Origin of the sequence: Actinoplanes sp. NPDC023936, assembly GCF_040639325.1 — a bacterium.
GTDB lineage: Bacteria > Actinomycetota > Actinomycetes > Mycobacteriales > Micromonosporaceae > Actinoplanes.
In genome coordinates this window covers 173,234-186,916 of the sequence record NZ_JBEZZR010000012.1, presented here as the reverse complement: position 1 = coordinate 186,916, position 13,683 = coordinate 173,234, and the positions used below count along the sequence as shown (strand labels likewise).

Here is a 13,683-nt window from a genome sequence, read left to right as displayed (position 1 = left end):
GAGTTACCTGGCGACAACGCGTCGGAAACAACTCTGAGTGAGTAAGCTTGCACTCCCGGCGATGGAGGTGGGCCTAGTGACGATGTTGAACCAGGGTGCTCCGGCGCGCTGGAGCGCACCGGACGGCCGATGGACCGAGCCGGACCTCCACCTGTTCCCGCAGGACGGGCATCGGTACGAGATCGTCGACGGCGGCCTGCACGTCACCCCGCCGATGGGCGCCGAGCACGACGCGACGGTCGCCGCCCTGGTCGAGGCGCTGCGGGCCGACGCGCCGGAGGGCTGGTGGGTCTGCGACAGGTGTGGCATCGACACCGGCACGAGCAACCTGGTGCCGGACATCACCGTGCTGCGGCCGAGGTCAACCGGCCGGATCTGGGCCGACCCGGCCGACGTGGCGCTGGTGGTGGAGGTGGAGTCCGCCGAGACCTCGCGGTACGACCGGCTGCTCAAGCCCGCGGTCTACGCGGCGGCCGGCATCCGGGGGTACTGGCGGGTCGAGGCCGGGCCGAAACTGCACACGTTCACTCTGGACGGTGACGGTTACCGGGCCACGGAAACGGTCGAGGGCGCCGAGCCGGTGCGGCTCGACACCCCGTACCCCATGCGGTTGAAGCTTTAGGAGCGGCCGGCGTGCGAGGCCAGCTGGTCGATCCCGATCAGCAGGCCACCCGCCAGGTCACCGCCGGCGAACGCCGCGGCCATCGAGAGGCCGGCCAGCTTCGCGTCCCGGTCCGAGATGCGCCTGCGCGCGTCCGAGCCGGTGACGATCTCCAGCCGGCGCTGGTTCGGCGAGACCGCGATCAGCACCGAACGCTGCGGCGTCCGGGTGCGGCGGTGCAGCTCCTCGGCCGCCTCGCGGGTCGGATCGCCGAGCTCACCGAGGTAGATGCTGAAGTTCAGGCCGGTCGCCTGGTCGGCGATGCGGAGCGCCTCGTCGAGACGCAGCAGCTGCCGGGTCGAGAAAGGACCCTCGGACGGCTGCTCGACCTGGGTGAGCTCACCACTTGTCACTTGCGCCTCCTGTCGGGCCGGGCCGGACCGGAGCGCCGGAGCTGTCCTCGATGACCAGTCCGTGCTGCGCGGCGGCGGGAAGAGCCGCCTTCTCCGGAGCGGCGGTCTTCACCGGGGCGGCAGTCTTCTCCGGGGAGGCGCTGAACCACATCGCCGGGAAGTCGAAGGACTGGCCCGGCCGGTACCGGCGGGACGGCTTGGCTCGATCAGAGCTCGTGAGAACGAGCGTCGCCACCGCCCCGATGACTGCGGCCGGAATGATCACGAAGACCAGAACGGTGCTGATTACTGACAACTGAACGCCCCCAGGCGCGGCTGTTCCCTTGGATTCCGAACATCAATCACGGTAGCGGAGCGCGAGTCGTGCCGGACCGTCGGGTCTCGAACAGGGTTCTCACGCCGTCGGGATCTACGCGGAATGTGCGAGGAGGTGCGAAAATCACCCTCACGCGCCGTCCACGTCTTTTCCGTCGGGGACGGTCAAGGAGGGGGGATTCCATGCGCCTGTCCGTCCCCGCCGCTGCGGCGGCACTCGCCACCCGTCTAGCTCTCGCTCTTGTTTCCACGCTCGTTCTCGCACTTGTCCTCGGCGGCACGCCCGCGCAGGCGGCGGCCGTCTTCGTGGAGCTCAACCCGAGTACTGTCCCGGCCGGCGACGAGGTCTCCCTGCGCGCCTCCTGCGACGACAACCTCAAGCCCGCCACGGTCACCGCCGAACCGATCGGTGAGGTGACGGTCCAGCCCGACTTCGGCTTCCTCACCGCGACCGTCCGGGTGCCCTCCGACACCAAACCGGGCGACTTCCCGGTGACGTTGCGCTGCCCCGACGGCGGCGGCAACGCCACCGCGACGCTGCACGTCGTGGCGGACGTCGAGCCGACCCGCGGCCCGGCCACCGGCGGCGGTGGCACCGCGCCCGGCCCGGCCGCGTCGATCCTGGTCGGTGGAGGGTTCGCCGCGATAGCGGCCGGACTGGTGCTCGCCTTCGTGTCGCTGCGCCGCCGGCGGATCGGCTGAGGCCGCGGTGGTGAGCCAGGACCGGGTGCCCGGCGGGCCACGCGTGCCCGCCTCGGTGCAGCGAAAACGGCCGGCTCAGGTGATCACCGCGCCTCCGCCGGGTGTCGTGACCGGGCCGCTTCCACCCACCCCGCCGGTGCTGGGGCGGTCACCGTTCCGGTTGCCCCGGCCCCGGCACGGCGGTCCGCCGCCCCGGGTCCGGCCCGGCCGGCGGTCCGGTCCGATCGCCCTGGTCGCGCTGATCCTCTGCTTCCTCGGCCTGTTCGCGGTCGGGCTGGGCCTCGGGTTCGCGACCGGCTTCGACGTGGGCACGCTTTTCAGCGGATCGAGTGAACCGCCACCCCGCGCGTTCCCGGTGCTGGAGCCGAGCCGGCCGGAACAGCTGGAGATTCCGTCGATCGCTGTCTCCGCGCCGATCCTCGAGGTGGGCCTGGCCGATGACGGCTCGGTCGGCGTGCCGCCGCTGAAACGGCACAACGAGGCCGGCTGGTTCGACGGCGGGCCGACACCGGGACAGTTCGGTCCGGCGCTGATCGTGGGGCACGCGGACACCCGTACCGGGCCTTCGGTCTTCCATGACCTGCACCGGATGAAGCCGGGCCAGGAGATCACGGTGAGCCGTGCCGACGGCACGCTCGCGATCTTCGAGGTGAATTCCGTGGAGAAGTTCGACAAGGACGAGCTGCCGCTCCAGCGGGTCTACGGGGATTACACCCGGCCCTCGCTGCGGCTGATGACCTGCGGCGGGGACTGGCTGGGCGACAGGAGCGGCGGTTACGCCGACAACATCGTCGTCTTCGCCTCGCTCGTCGACTCCCGCGAGGACTGAGCGGTCAGGGGCTTCACACCGCCGCTGCTGCTACGCGGTCAGGGGCTTCACGCCGCCGCTTCGGCGGTCTCGGCGGGAGCGGAGGGCAGGTCGAGCCAGTCCCTCCAGCGCGGATCCGGGGTCCGGTGCCCGAGCACCCGCCAGGCGACACCGCGCGGGGCGGCCGGCGGTGAGTGCAGTCGCCAGCCGAGCTCGGCCGGCGTCTTGTCGCCCTTGCTGTGGTTGCACTTGGCACAGGCGGCCACCACGTTCTCCCAGGCGTGCAAGCCACCGCGGCTGCGCGGGAAGACGTGGTCGATGGTCTCGGCGGACCCCCGGCAGTACGCGCAACGGCCACCGTCGCGAGCGAAGATGGCCCGGCGGGAAAGTCCGACGTGTGTCCGGTACGGCACCTTCACGTACCTCGTGAGACGGACGACCGAGGGGACCGGGAGTGTCTGGTGAGCGCTGTGCAACATGCCGTCGCCGTCGGAGACGCACTCCGCCTTGGCGGTCAGCAGCAGGATGGCCGCCCGACGCACCGATACGACGCACAGCGGCTCGTAGGTAGCGTTCAGCACCAACGCGGAAGAGCCCACTGTGGGTCGTATGTCAGGCATCGCGATCACCCTCCGGTATCAGTGCTGCTAACCGCTCCCAAAGCCTGCTGTGAATAGCCCATGCGTGTGTGATTTGGCCCTCGATGCCGAAGCCCGTGCGCCAATAGTCCCTGATGGATGACCCAATTACCAGCGGAATCTGTGGCCAGGCGGTAAACGTCTGAGGTCTCCGCACAGCCGGACCCGGTACTTTGACTCCCCGTGGTTCTTTCCCTTCCCTCCCCCTCCCCGTCGGGCGGCGGTCTCCCCGCGGTTCCGGTCGTCGACATCACCGCGTCCTGCGGGACGGATGTGCTGTGCAGCCGGATCCTCGAGTGGACCAACAACCAATGGCTCGCCAACAGCAGCTACGTAGTGATCATCAAGCCACTGCGCATCATCGGCATCATCGTGATCGCGATGGTGATCCGGTGGCTGCTGCACCGGGCGATCGACCGCCTGGCGCAGAGCACCTCACGCGCCTCGATGCCGGCGCTGCTGAAACCGCTCAAGGAGAAGGTGACGGTCAGCGCCGAGGAAGGCCAGTTCATACCGGAGCGGCGCCGGCAACGGGCTGAGGCGATCGGCTCGGTGCTGCGCAGCTTCGTCAGCGCGCTGGTCTTCACGATCTCCGGGCTGCTGGTGCTCGGTGAGTTCGGCTTCAACCTGGCGCCGCTGCTGGCCAGCGCCGGCATCGTCGGCGTGGCCATCGGTTTCGGCGCGCAGAGCCTGGTCAAGGACCTGATCGCCGGTCTGTTCATGCTCCTGGAGGACCAGTACGGCGTGGGCGACACGGTGGACGTCGGCGAGGCGACGGGCGTGGTGGAGAGCGTCGGACTGCGGATCACCACGGTTCGCGACGCGCGGGGTGTGCTCTGGTACATCCGCAACGGCGAGATCGTCCGGGTCGGCAACAAGAGCCAGGGCTGGGCGATGGTGGTGATCGATATCCCGATCGGCTTCGTGAACGCGGAGGAGGCGGTGTCGGTGATGCGTGCCGCTGCCGAGACGGTCGCCGCGGAGCCGGAGCACCAGACCGAGTTCCTGGAGCCACCGGACGTGGTCGGCGTCGAGCAGCTGACCGTGGACGGCGCGGTGATCCGGACGATCGCGAAGACCACGGCCGACGCCCAGCCGGTGCTGCAGGGCGTGCTGCGCCGGGCGCTGACCGACGCACTCGACGCGGCCGGCATCTCGGAGCGGATCGCCGCCTCCCGGCTCGGTCCGCGCAGCGCCATCCCGCCGTCCTGGCTCGTCGGCCCGGAGAATTCTTCATCGTCGATGAAGGACGAACGGCCGGGTGGCGCATCCTGACCAGCGCATACGCCATCAAGACGGGACTGACCCTAGACCTTTTGGCCGATTTTTGACGCAACTTCCCTGGCGTCGACTCGGACGATCGGGCAGAATCCGCTAAAGATCCCGCTTCACAACGAGCACGTTCGCGCCCGGGCAGCCCTCGGTGATCGTCGACCGCGATGGAGGGCTTGGTGTCAGATCAACCCGCACGGCCCGCTACTGCGGCCGACGCGGTTACGCAACGCGAGGACTCGGTGACTTTCCGCGAGATCTTCGCGTTGCGTGAGTTCCGGGCGCTCTACCTCTCCGGCCTGGTCAACATCGTCGGCGACTACCTCTCCCGGGCAGCCGTCACCGCGCTGGTCTACCAGCAGAGCCAGTCGGTCCTGCTCTCCGCGGCGTCGTTCGCGATCACGTACGTGCCCTGGCTCTTCGGGCCGCTGCTGTCCGCGCTCGCCGACCGGTACCCGTACCGGCTCACCATGATCGTCTCGGACGTGTGCCGGATGGTGCTGATCGCCGTCCTGCTGCTACCCGGACTGCCGACACCTGTCATCCTCGCGCTGCTCTTCGTGTCCGGCCTGGCCGCGCCACCGGCCCGGTCGGCGCGCTCGGCGCTGCTGCCGCTGCTCGTCGGCCGGGAACGGGTCGCCCTGGCGGTGGCCACCAACCAGACCAGCAACCAGGCCGCACAGGTCATCGGGTACATGGCCGGAGCCACCCTCGCTGTCGCGCTCACCCCCCGGATCGCGCTCGGCATCGACGTCCTCACGTTCGCGCTCTCCGCCGCGCTGGTGGCGATCGGCATCCGGCACCGTCCCACGCCGGTGGCCCGCTCCGAGCGGACCCACCTGTTGCGCGAGACCTCCGAGGGGTTCCGTGTCGTCTTCGGCGACGAGGTGCTGCGCTCGATCACGATCGTGGTCTACACCATCACGGTCTTCGCGATCGTCCCCGAGGGCCTGGCCGCAGCGTGGGCCGCCGAGGGCACGTCCAACCCGGCGGCACAGGGGTTCGACCAAGGCATGATCATGGCGGCCGGCCCGCTCGGATTCGTCATCGGCGGCATCCTGTTCAACCGGTTCGTGCCCGCGGCCCGGCGGGTCCGGCTGATCCCGGTGCTGGCCGTGATCGGCCCCCTGCTGCTGGTGCCGACGGCCGTCGGCCCGCCCGCCGCGATCGTGGCGCTGCTGGTGATGCTCGCCGGCCTGGTCCAGGGCGCGCTCGTGCCGACGCTGAACGCGACGTTCGTGCTGGCCCTGCCGCAGGCGTTCCGGGGCCGGGGTTTCGGCGTGGTCAACAGCGGGATGCAGCTGGCCCAGTTCAGCGCGGTGATGCTCACCGGCTGGCTCGCCGACCACTTCTGGCTGCCGCTGGTGGTGGGCCTGTGGAGTGTCGGCGGCACCATCGCGATGCTGCTGGTCGCGATCTTCTGGCCCCGGCCGGTGGCGTTCGCCGAGGCCGCCGAGCGGGCCGCCGCAGCCGACGAGCGGGCCGCCGCCGATGAGCGGGCCGCCGACGACGAGGACGCTGCGGTGCCGCCGGCCCGGAAGCCGACGACGAGCGTCACACGCAAGCTGTCCTGACCTGCTGGCAGGATGGAACGGTGAGCGCACCCGAATCTTTCTTCGACGCCATCGGTGGCGAGCCCACGTTCAGGCGTCTCGTGGACAAGTTCTACGAGGGCGTCGCCGAGGACCCGCTGCTGCGGCCGATGTATCCCGAGGAGGATCTGGGGCCGGCCGCGGACCGGCTGACGCTCTTCCTCATGCAGTACTGGGGCGGCCCGAACACGTACTCGGCCAGCCGGGGCCATCCGCGGCTGCGGATGCGGCATGCGCCGTTCCGGGTCGACGCGGCCGCCCGGGACGCCTGGCTGCACCACATGCGGGTGGCGGTCGACTCGCTCGGACTGCCCGAGCCGCACCGCGCCGCTCTCTGGGACTACCTGGAGCGCGCGGCGTATTTCATGGTGAACACCATGGATCCGGCGGAGCCCGCGGTCTGACGCGTGTCGCCATAGACGGGTGACTCGTTGATCGGTTGACCAGTCGTGACCGATTTTCAGGAGCCTCGTCATGCGACGTCGCCTGCTCGCTGCCGCCGCCGCGGCGTCTGTCGTCGTGCCCGTGGCGGCTGGGGCCCTCCCGGCCGTGGCCGATCGCGCCCTACCGGCCGTGGTCTCCATCAATCCGGTCGACTGGACCCCGCACGTGCTGGACGGCACGGTCTGGGCCCTCGCTCTGGTCGGCGACACCGTGGTGGTCGGCGGCGCGTTCACGAAAGTGGCCGACGCGAGACGACAGACCACGCTGAACCGCAAGAACGTCTTCGCCTTCGGACTGCACGACGGGGAGATCCGCACGTTCGCCCCGCAGGTCGACGGTGCGGTCTACTCGCTCGCGCCCGGCGCCGACCACACGGTGTACCTGGGTGGGGCGTTCAAGTCGGTGAACGGGACGAACCAGCGCGGCGTGGCCCGGGTCGCGCTGAACACCGGCGAGCGGCTCGGCTCCTTCTCCACCCGGCTCAACTGGGGTGACGTGCGCGCGCTCGCGACCCACGGCGACCGGCTCTACCTGGGCGGCACGTTCTCCGCCATCAACGGCGTGGGCCGGGTCGGCCTGGCCCGGCTGAACGCGAACACCGGCGCGGTCGACCAGGGATTCGACGCCCGGCTGGCCGGTCCGGGTCTGAAGCGGACCCGGGTGGAGCACTTCGACGTCTCCCCGGACGGGCGGAAGCTGATCGCGGTCGGGGCGTTCCTCAAGTCGGCCGGCGCGGACCGGACGCAGATCGCCCTCTTCGACGTCGGCGGGCCGGCTGCGGTGCTGTCCGGCTGGTACACCGACGCGTACAAGCCGCCGTGCATGAAGGGCTTCGACACGTACCTCCGGCAGGTCAAGTTCGCGCCGGACGGCTCCTATGCCGTGGTCGCCGCGACCGGACGGGCGTCGTCGGCGCAGAAGCTGTGCGACTCGGCGGCCCGGTTCGAGACCAGGAGCGCCGGCCGGCACAACCCGACCTGGGTGCAGCGCACCGGCGGCGACTCCCTGTACGCGGTCGCGGTCACCGGGCCGGCCGTTTACCTCGGCGGGCATCAGCGCTGGTTCGACAACCCGTACGGCACCGACGGCAACGGTCCGGGGCCGGGTGCGGTGTCCCGCCCGGGGATCGGCGCGGTCAGCCCGAACACCGGCAAGGCACTCCCCTGGAACCCGACCCGCTCACGGGGCGTCGGCGTCCGCGCCTTCCTGGTGACCGGCCAGGGCCTCCTGGTCGGCTCGGACACCGACCAGCTCGGCCGCGAATACCACGGCCGAGTAGGCATGTTCCCGAGCTAGCTGGCTACAGCAAAGCTCCTTCGTCGTGGAGCCAGTCGACGAACGAGGTGGCGACCGCTGCTCCGCAGTCCAGCATCTCGACCAGGAGGGTGTCGTGCGCGCCGGCCGCGAGCGGCACCTGCAGCTCGGCGTAGATCGGCAGCTGCCCGCGCTCCGTCGGGTCACCCACGTAGGCCTTGCAGAAGCGCCGCGTGTGGTTCCACTCGTTGACCACCCGGTACGCCCGGTCCGCCCAGTCCGGCGGGACCGTCGCGTGCGGACGAGCCCGCATCACCAGGATCTCGTCGTCCGGCCCCTCCAGGGTGAACAGCACGGCGTGCCGCTCCCACATGGCCAGCAGACTGCCGCCACCGTCGGCGAGGAACCTTATGTCGAGCAGGTCGAGCGCCTTCCCGATGCGGGTCAGCGACACCGGCTCGACCACGTCGGACGATCCGGTCGACGACAGCTCGGCTGGAACTGCGGTTCGGGATGGCTCGCGCTGGGCTGGGACACCGACGCGAACGGTGCTCTGCACCGCCACTTCGCCACCGGTGTCCGGCTCGTTCGACGACGCCGATCCCGGACGCCATGACCACCACGGCATCGTGTGCACCTCGCTCCCCAACAGACCCGCTGCCGGACGTTGCAGGGGATCCGAGGGCCGACGGTACCCGTACAGTTCCTGAAGGTCATCCCCCCAACCGGAGGGCGGAACCATAAGAACGATGTGGCGTCACCCTTTCGGGTGAGTTGACATCGGAGTAACGGTCAATTTATGCACGCTCTGTCGCCACGCTACTCCATATGGTGCAGAAATTCCCACCCAGCTCCCGGCCAGACGGACCCTCGCTTCAGGACGGTCGCCGCCGAGAGGACCGAGGAAACCCATCCGCGCGACCGCCTGCACGAGCCGCTGAGAGACCTGAACCGGTGCGCCGTCGTCCGGTGTGACGACCAGAGCGACGTGGTCGAGCAACGCGTCCCGGATCGCCCGCTGGCCGACCGACCGCCCGGACATGCCGCCGGCGGCGATCTCCCGCAGCGTCCCGGCCGCGGCGCTGGCCAGCCGCTCCAGCTCGGAGCCGGCCACCGACTCGACGGCCCGTGACGCGGGCGGCGGAAGCGGCCAGCGCCACAGCACGTCACGCCGCTCCGGCAGGCTCTCGCCGCCGGCCGCCAGCACCGCGAGCAGCTCGGCCGCGGAGACCGTGGCGTCGCCCGGGCCGGGACCGGCCACCTCCCGGGTGACCAGCACCTCCCAGGGCAGCCGGGCCCAGAGGGCGGTCCGCCCGCCGGACGAGCGCAGGCGGACCGGTGCGGCCGGGTCCAGGCGGGTGAGCCGGGCCAGGAACGCGCCTGCGTCGGGAACCCCGAGCAGGCCGTGCCCACTCATGACCGGGTCCGATAGGGCGTCAGGAAGTCCTTCTCCTCGGCGGAGAGCCGTCGCGGATGCCCCTCGGCCAGGTTGTACGGCACACAGACCGACCGCGCCCGGGAGGCCAGAACACCGTCGTCGTAGAGCTCGTAGTCCACCGTGAACGAGGCCGCCCTGAGAGCGGAGATCCACATCTCGATGCGTACCGGATCGCCGAAGTCCACCGGGCGCAGGTAGTCGATCTCGTGCCGGGCGATCACGATGCCCTCCTCGAAGGAGCCGAGCCCATGCGCGCGAGCGCCGACGAAGAACATCGCGACGCGCGCCTCCTCGTAGAGGGTGAGGAAGCGCGCGTTGTTGACGTGCCCGTACGCGTCCATGTCGGACCAGCGCACGGACACGTCGTAGACAAAACGATCAGTCACGGGTGAGCTTGCGGTACGTCACCCGGTGCGGGCGGGCCGCCTCGGCGCCGAGCCGGTCGATCTTGTTCTTCTCGTACGCCTCGAAGTTGCCCTCGAACCAGAACCACTTGTCCGGGTCCTCGTCCGTGCCCTCCCAGGCCAGCATGTGCGTCGCGACCCGGTCCAGGAACATCCGGTCGTGGGAGATGACCACGGCGCAGCCGGGGAACTCCAGCAGCGCGTTCTCCAGGCTGGAGAGCGTCTCGACGTCCAGGTCGTTGGTCGGCTCGTCGAGCAGGATCACGTTGCCGCCGATCTTCAGCGTCATCGCGAGGTTGAGCCGGTTGCGCTCGCCGCCGGAGAGCACCTTCGTCGGCTTCTGCTGGTCCGGGCCCTTGAAGCCGAACGCCGCGACGTACGCCCGGGACGGCATCTCGACCTTGCCGACCATCATGTGGTCGAGCCCGTCGGAGACGACCTCCCACACGGTCTTCGCGGGGTCCAGGCCGGCGCGGCTCTGGTCGACGTACGACAGCTTGACCGTCTCACCGATCCGGACCGTGCCCTCGTCCGGCTGCTCCAGCCCGACGATGGTCTTGAACAGCGTGGTCTTGCCGACGCCGTTCGGGCCGATGATGCCGACGATGCCGTTACGCGGCAGCGAGAACGACAGGTGGTCGATGAGCGTGCGGCCCTCGAAGCCCTTGGTCAGGCCGTTGGCCTCGATGACCGTGCTGCCCAGGCGCGGGCCCGGCGGGATCTGGATCTCCTCGAAGTCCAGCTTCCGGGTCTTCTCCGCCTCGGCGGCCATCTCCTCGTAGCGGTCGAGACGGGACTTGCTCTTGGTCTGGCGCGCCTTGGCGTTCGACCGGACCCACTCGAGCTCCTCGGAGAGGCGCTTCTTCATCTTGGCGTCCTTGCGGCCCTCGACCGAGAGACGCGCCGCCTTCTTCTCCAGGTACGTGGAGTAGTTGCCCTCGTAGCCGATCGCCCGGCCGCGGTCCAGCTCGAGGATCCAGCCGGCCACGTTGTCCAGGAAGTACCGGTCGTGGGTGATCGCCAGAACGGTGCCGGCGTACTTCGCCAGGTGCTGCTCCAGCCAGCTCACGCTCTCCGCGTCGAGGTGGTTGGTGGGCTCGTCGAGCAGAAGCAGGTCGGGCGCCTCGAGCAGCAGCTTGCAGAGCGCGACCCGGCGGCGTTCACCACCGGAGAGCTGCGTGACATCGGCGTCCGGCGGCGGGCAGCGCAGAGCGTCCATCGCCAGTTCGAGCTTCGAGTCGATGTCCCACGCGTCGGCGTGGTCGAGCTCCTCCTGGAGCTTGCCCATCTCCTCCATCAGCTCGTCGGAGTAGTCGGTGGCCATCTGTTCGGCGATCGAGTTGAACCGGTCGAGCTTGGCCTTGGTGTCCGCGACGGCTTCCTCGATGTTGCCGAGGACGGTCTTCTCGTCGTTCAGCGGCGGTTCCTGCGCCAGCATGCCGACGGTGTAGCCGGGCATGAGCCGGGCCTCGCCGTTGCTGGGGGTGTCGAGGCCAGCCATGATCTTCAGCAGGCTGGACTTACCGGCGCCGTTCGGGCCGACCACACCGATCTTGGCGCCTGGCAGGAAGCTCAGCGTCACATTGTCGAGCACGACCTTGTCGCCGTGCGCCTTGCGCGCCTTTTCCAGGACGTAGATGTATTGGGCCACGGTGTGCCCTACCTCCAAGATCGCGAATTATCGGGGAGCTAGCCAGGGATCAAGGGGCAATCTTTCCAGGTACTCCGGTGACTACGAACGACAACCCCGGCAGGTCTACTCCCCGACCACCTTCTGAGTCTCCTCCCGGCCGTCCGCATGGGTGATCCGTAACCGGTTTGGGTCCACCGAGAAGACCGCGCCGTCAACGGCCGTCGCCACGTAGGCGCCGTTGCTGTCCTGCCACACCCCGGCCAGGAAGAGCGCGGTCTTGTTCTCCACCCACTCGGCGTCGGTGCCGCCCTTGTTGGCGTGGTAGTAGAGCTGCCCGGCCCGGTCCTGGCAGATCCACACCACGGTCTTGCGGGCGGTGCGCACCCGCAGCACCTGGACCAGCTCGCCGGTGGCGCCCTGGATCGCGCCCGCTTTCTGGGTCTGCGCCGGGCACGCCGGGCCGTCGACGAGGCTCAGCACCGGTGTGGACGACTGCGAAGGCGTGGCGCTCCTCCGGTTTCGTTCCTCTCCGAGGAGGTATCCACCGATCATCCCGATAATCGTCAGCAGCACCGTGGCGATCACCACAGGAAAGAACAACGGACGCCGCTGCTGGGAATGATCATCGAGGGGAGTCACCGGCTCAGGATGGCACCCCGTTTCCAACCGGTCCATCGGAGGCGGTGAACCGCGGCAGCTTACGCACAGTAGGCTCACCTTGGGAACAGAAACCACTCGGAGGTGTACTCAGCGTGGCCGAACGAAGTTCCTTCGTCGTCGTCGCCAACCGTTTGCCAGTGGACGAGGTCACCACGCCGGACGGTGAGAAACAGTGGCGCCCAAGCCCCGGCGGGCTGGTCACGGCGCTGCACCCGGTGCTGACCGAGCACCGGGGCACGTGGATCGGCTGGGCGGGTGGCTCCGGCCCGGCGCCCGAGCCGTTCGACCTCGAAGGCATCCACATCCATCCGGTCCCGCTCAGCGCCGAAGAGCTGGAACGCTACTACGAGGGTCAGTCCAACGCCACGATCTGGCCGCTGTACCACGACGCGGTCGAAACTCCGGTGTACAAGCGTCGCTGGCGTGAGACGTACCGGATCGTCAACCAGCGGTTCGCCGAGGCGGCCGCCGAGGTCGCCGCCGAAGGCGCGACCGTCTGGGTGCAGGACTACCAGCTGCAGCTGGTGCCGGCCCTGCTCCGGGAGATGCGGCCGGACCTGCGGATCGGGTTCTTCCTGCACATCCCGTTCCCGCCGATCGAGCTGTTCATGCAGATGCCGTTCCGCGCCGAGATCCTGCGCGGCCTGCTCGGCGCCGACCTGGTCGGCTTCCAGCAGCGGCTCGCCGCGCAGAACTTCGTGCGGCTCGCCCGGCACCTGCTCGGCCTGCGTTACGAGGGCCAGTCGATCAAGGTGGACGGGCGCAGCGTCAAGGCCGGCGCGTTCCCGATCAGCATCGACACCAAGGACATGGAACGCCTCGCCGCCACCCCGGAGGTGCAGGCCCGGGCCAAGCAGATCCGCGCCGAGCTGGGCGATCCGAAGACGGTCATCCTCGGCGTCGACCGGCTGGACTACACCAAGGGCATCGAGCTGCGCCTCAAGGCGTTCCGCGAGCTGCTCGCCGACGGCAAGCTCAACGTCGGGGACGCGGTGATGATCCAGGTCGCCACGCCGAGCCGGGAGCGTGTCGAGCACTACCAGACCCTGCGGGTGAAGGTGGAGCGCGAGGTCGGCCGGATCAACGGCGAGTTCGGCAAGGTGGGCACGCCGGCCGTGCACTACCTGCACCAGTCGGTGAGCAAGCAGGAGCTGGCCGCGATGTATGCGGCAGCCGACGTGATGATGGTGACCCCGCTGCGCGACGGCATGAACCTGGTCGCCAAGGAGTACATCGCCTGCCGCGGCGACACCGGCGGCGCGCTGGTGCTCAGCGAGTTCGCCGGTGCGGCGACCGAGCTGCGCCAGGCGTTCCTGTGCAACCCGCACGACCCGGACGGTGTGAAGGACTCGCTGCTGCGTGCGGTCGGCGCCGAGCCGGCCGAGCTCAAGCGCCGGATGCGTGTCATGCAGCGCCACCTGCGCACGCACGACGTGGCTCGCTGGGCCAAGACCTTCCTCGACGAGCTCGGCGTCGACGAGGTCAAGGAGCCCGAGAAGGAGTAGAACC

The 13,683-nt window shown here is 69.5% G+C and carries 16 protein-coding genes; 8 read left to right on the top strand and 8 right to left on the bottom strand.

What is annotated here, in order from left to right:
- Positions 1 to 82 precede the first annotated feature (82 nt).
- Positions 83 to 622, top strand: a complete 540-nt coding sequence (locus AB0F72_RS18640; RefSeq protein WP_360432439.1) for a Uma2 family endonuclease — start codon at positions 83 to 85, stop codon at positions 620 to 622.
- On the opposite strand, the gene AB0F72_RS18635 is transcribed toward AB0F72_RS18640, so the two are convergent.
- Positions 619 to 1,014, bottom strand: coding sequence for a DUF5130 family protein (locus AB0F72_RS18635; RefSeq protein ID WP_360432342.1), 396 nt, complete (start codon positions 1,012 to 1,014; stop codon positions 619 to 621). The two genes, AB0F72_RS18640 and AB0F72_RS18635, sit on opposite strands and share 4 nt — an antisense overlap.
- The gene (locus AB0F72_RS18630) at positions 1,001 to 1,309 is read right to left on the bottom strand and encodes a hypothetical protein (RefSeq protein WP_360432339.1); all 309 of its coding nucleotides are present in this window, start codon (positions 1,307 to 1,309) and stop codon (positions 1,001 to 1,003) included. The genes AB0F72_RS18635 and AB0F72_RS18630 overlap by 14 nt, the downstream gene beginning before the upstream one ends.
- Positions 1,310 to 1,512: 203 nt before the next feature.
- Here AB0F72_RS18630 and AB0F72_RS18625 point away from each other — a divergent pair, with 203 nt between their 5' ends.
- Together AB0F72_RS18625 and AB0F72_RS18620 are read left to right on the top strand one after the other, a co-directional pair.
- Positions 1,513 to 2,031 (top strand): hypothetical protein, encoded by a 519-nt coding sequence (locus tag AB0F72_RS18625; RefSeq protein ID WP_360432336.1) that lies wholly within the window; start codon positions 1,513 to 1,515, stop codon positions 2,029 to 2,031.
- A gap of 106 nt (positions 2,032 to 2,137) precedes the next feature.
- The gene (locus tag AB0F72_RS18620) at positions 2,138 to 2,860 is read left to right on the top strand and encodes a class F sortase (protein ID WP_360432333.1); all 723 of its coding nucleotides are present in this window, start codon (positions 2,138 to 2,140) and stop codon (positions 2,858 to 2,860) included.
- A 47-nt stretch (positions 2,861 to 2,907) separates the two neighbouring features.
- Here AB0F72_RS18620 and AB0F72_RS18615 read toward each other — a convergent pair whose 3' ends face one another.
- A complete protein-coding gene (locus tag AB0F72_RS18615) occupies positions 2,908 to 3,459 on the bottom strand; it encodes an HNH endonuclease (protein WP_360432330.1) in 552 nt (183 codons plus the stop codon).
- A 291-nt stretch (positions 3,460 to 3,750) separates the two neighbouring features.
- Here AB0F72_RS18615 and AB0F72_RS18610 point away from each other — a divergent pair, with 291 nt between their 5' ends.
- The 4 genes from AB0F72_RS18610 (at position 3,751) to AB0F72_RS18595 (ending at position 8,081) form a co-directional block, all read left to right on the top strand.
- Positions 3,751 to 4,752: a mechanosensitive ion channel family protein gene (locus AB0F72_RS18610; RefSeq protein ID WP_360432436.1), complete on the top strand. Its 1,002-nt coding sequence runs from the start codon at positions 3,751 to 3,753 to the stop codon at positions 4,750 to 4,752.
- Between the two features lie 239 nt (positions 4,753 to 4,991).
- The gene (locus AB0F72_RS18605; RefSeq protein ID WP_360432327.1) at positions 4,992 to 6,323 is read left to right on the top strand and encodes an MFS transporter; all 1,332 of its coding nucleotides are present in this window, start codon (positions 4,992 to 4,994) and stop codon (positions 6,321 to 6,323) included.
- 20 nt (positions 6,324 to 6,343) lie between these two features.
- A complete protein-coding gene (locus tag AB0F72_RS18600; RefSeq protein ID WP_360432324.1) occupies positions 6,344 to 6,745 on the top strand; it encodes a globin in 402 nt (133 codons plus the stop codon).
- A 70-nt stretch (positions 6,746 to 6,815) separates the two neighbouring features.
- On the top strand, positions 6,816 to 8,081 hold the full coding sequence (locus AB0F72_RS18595; RefSeq protein WP_360432321.1) for a delta-60 repeat domain-containing protein: 1,266 nt from the start codon (positions 6,816 to 6,818) through the stop codon (positions 8,079 to 8,081).
- A gap of 4 nt (positions 8,082 to 8,085) precedes the next feature.
- Here AB0F72_RS18595 and AB0F72_RS18590 read toward each other — a convergent pair whose 3' ends face one another.
- The 5 genes from AB0F72_RS18590 to AB0F72_RS18570 form a co-directional block, all read right to left on the bottom strand.
- A complete protein-coding gene (locus AB0F72_RS18590) occupies positions 8,086 to 8,667 on the bottom strand; it encodes a YbjN domain-containing protein (protein WP_360432318.1) in 582 nt (193 codons plus the stop codon).
- 129 nt (positions 8,668 to 8,796) lie between these two features.
- Positions 8,797 to 9,456: a hypothetical protein gene (locus AB0F72_RS18585; protein ID WP_360432315.1), complete on the bottom strand. Its 660-nt coding sequence runs from the start codon at positions 9,454 to 9,456 to the stop codon at positions 8,797 to 8,799.
- Positions 9,453 to 9,863, bottom strand: coding sequence for a thioesterase family protein (locus AB0F72_RS18580; protein ID WP_360432312.1), 411 nt, complete (start codon positions 9,861 to 9,863; stop codon positions 9,453 to 9,455). Before AB0F72_RS18580 ends, AB0F72_RS18585 begins: the two co-directional genes overlap by 4 nt.
- On the bottom strand, positions 9,856 to 11,532 hold the full coding sequence (gene ettA, locus AB0F72_RS18575; protein ID WP_360432309.1) for an energy-dependent translational throttle protein EttA: 1,677 nt from the start codon (positions 11,530 to 11,532) through the stop codon (positions 9,856 to 9,858). The genes AB0F72_RS18580 and ettA overlap by 8 nt, the downstream gene beginning before the upstream one ends.
- A gap of 105 nt (positions 11,533 to 11,637) precedes the next feature.
- Complete coding sequence (locus AB0F72_RS18570) at positions 11,638 to 12,153, bottom strand: hypothetical protein (protein WP_360432306.1); 516 nt, start codon at positions 12,151 to 12,153, stop codon at positions 11,638 to 11,640.
- A gap of 113 nt (positions 12,154 to 12,266) precedes the next feature.
- Here AB0F72_RS18570 and AB0F72_RS18565 point away from each other — a divergent pair, with 113 nt between their 5' ends.
- Positions 12,267 to 13,679, top strand: a complete 1,413-nt coding sequence (locus AB0F72_RS18565) for a trehalose-6-phosphate synthase (RefSeq protein ID WP_360432303.1) — start codon at positions 12,267 to 12,269, stop codon at positions 13,677 to 13,679.
- The last annotated feature ends 4 nt before the right edge of the window (positions 13,680 to 13,683 follow it).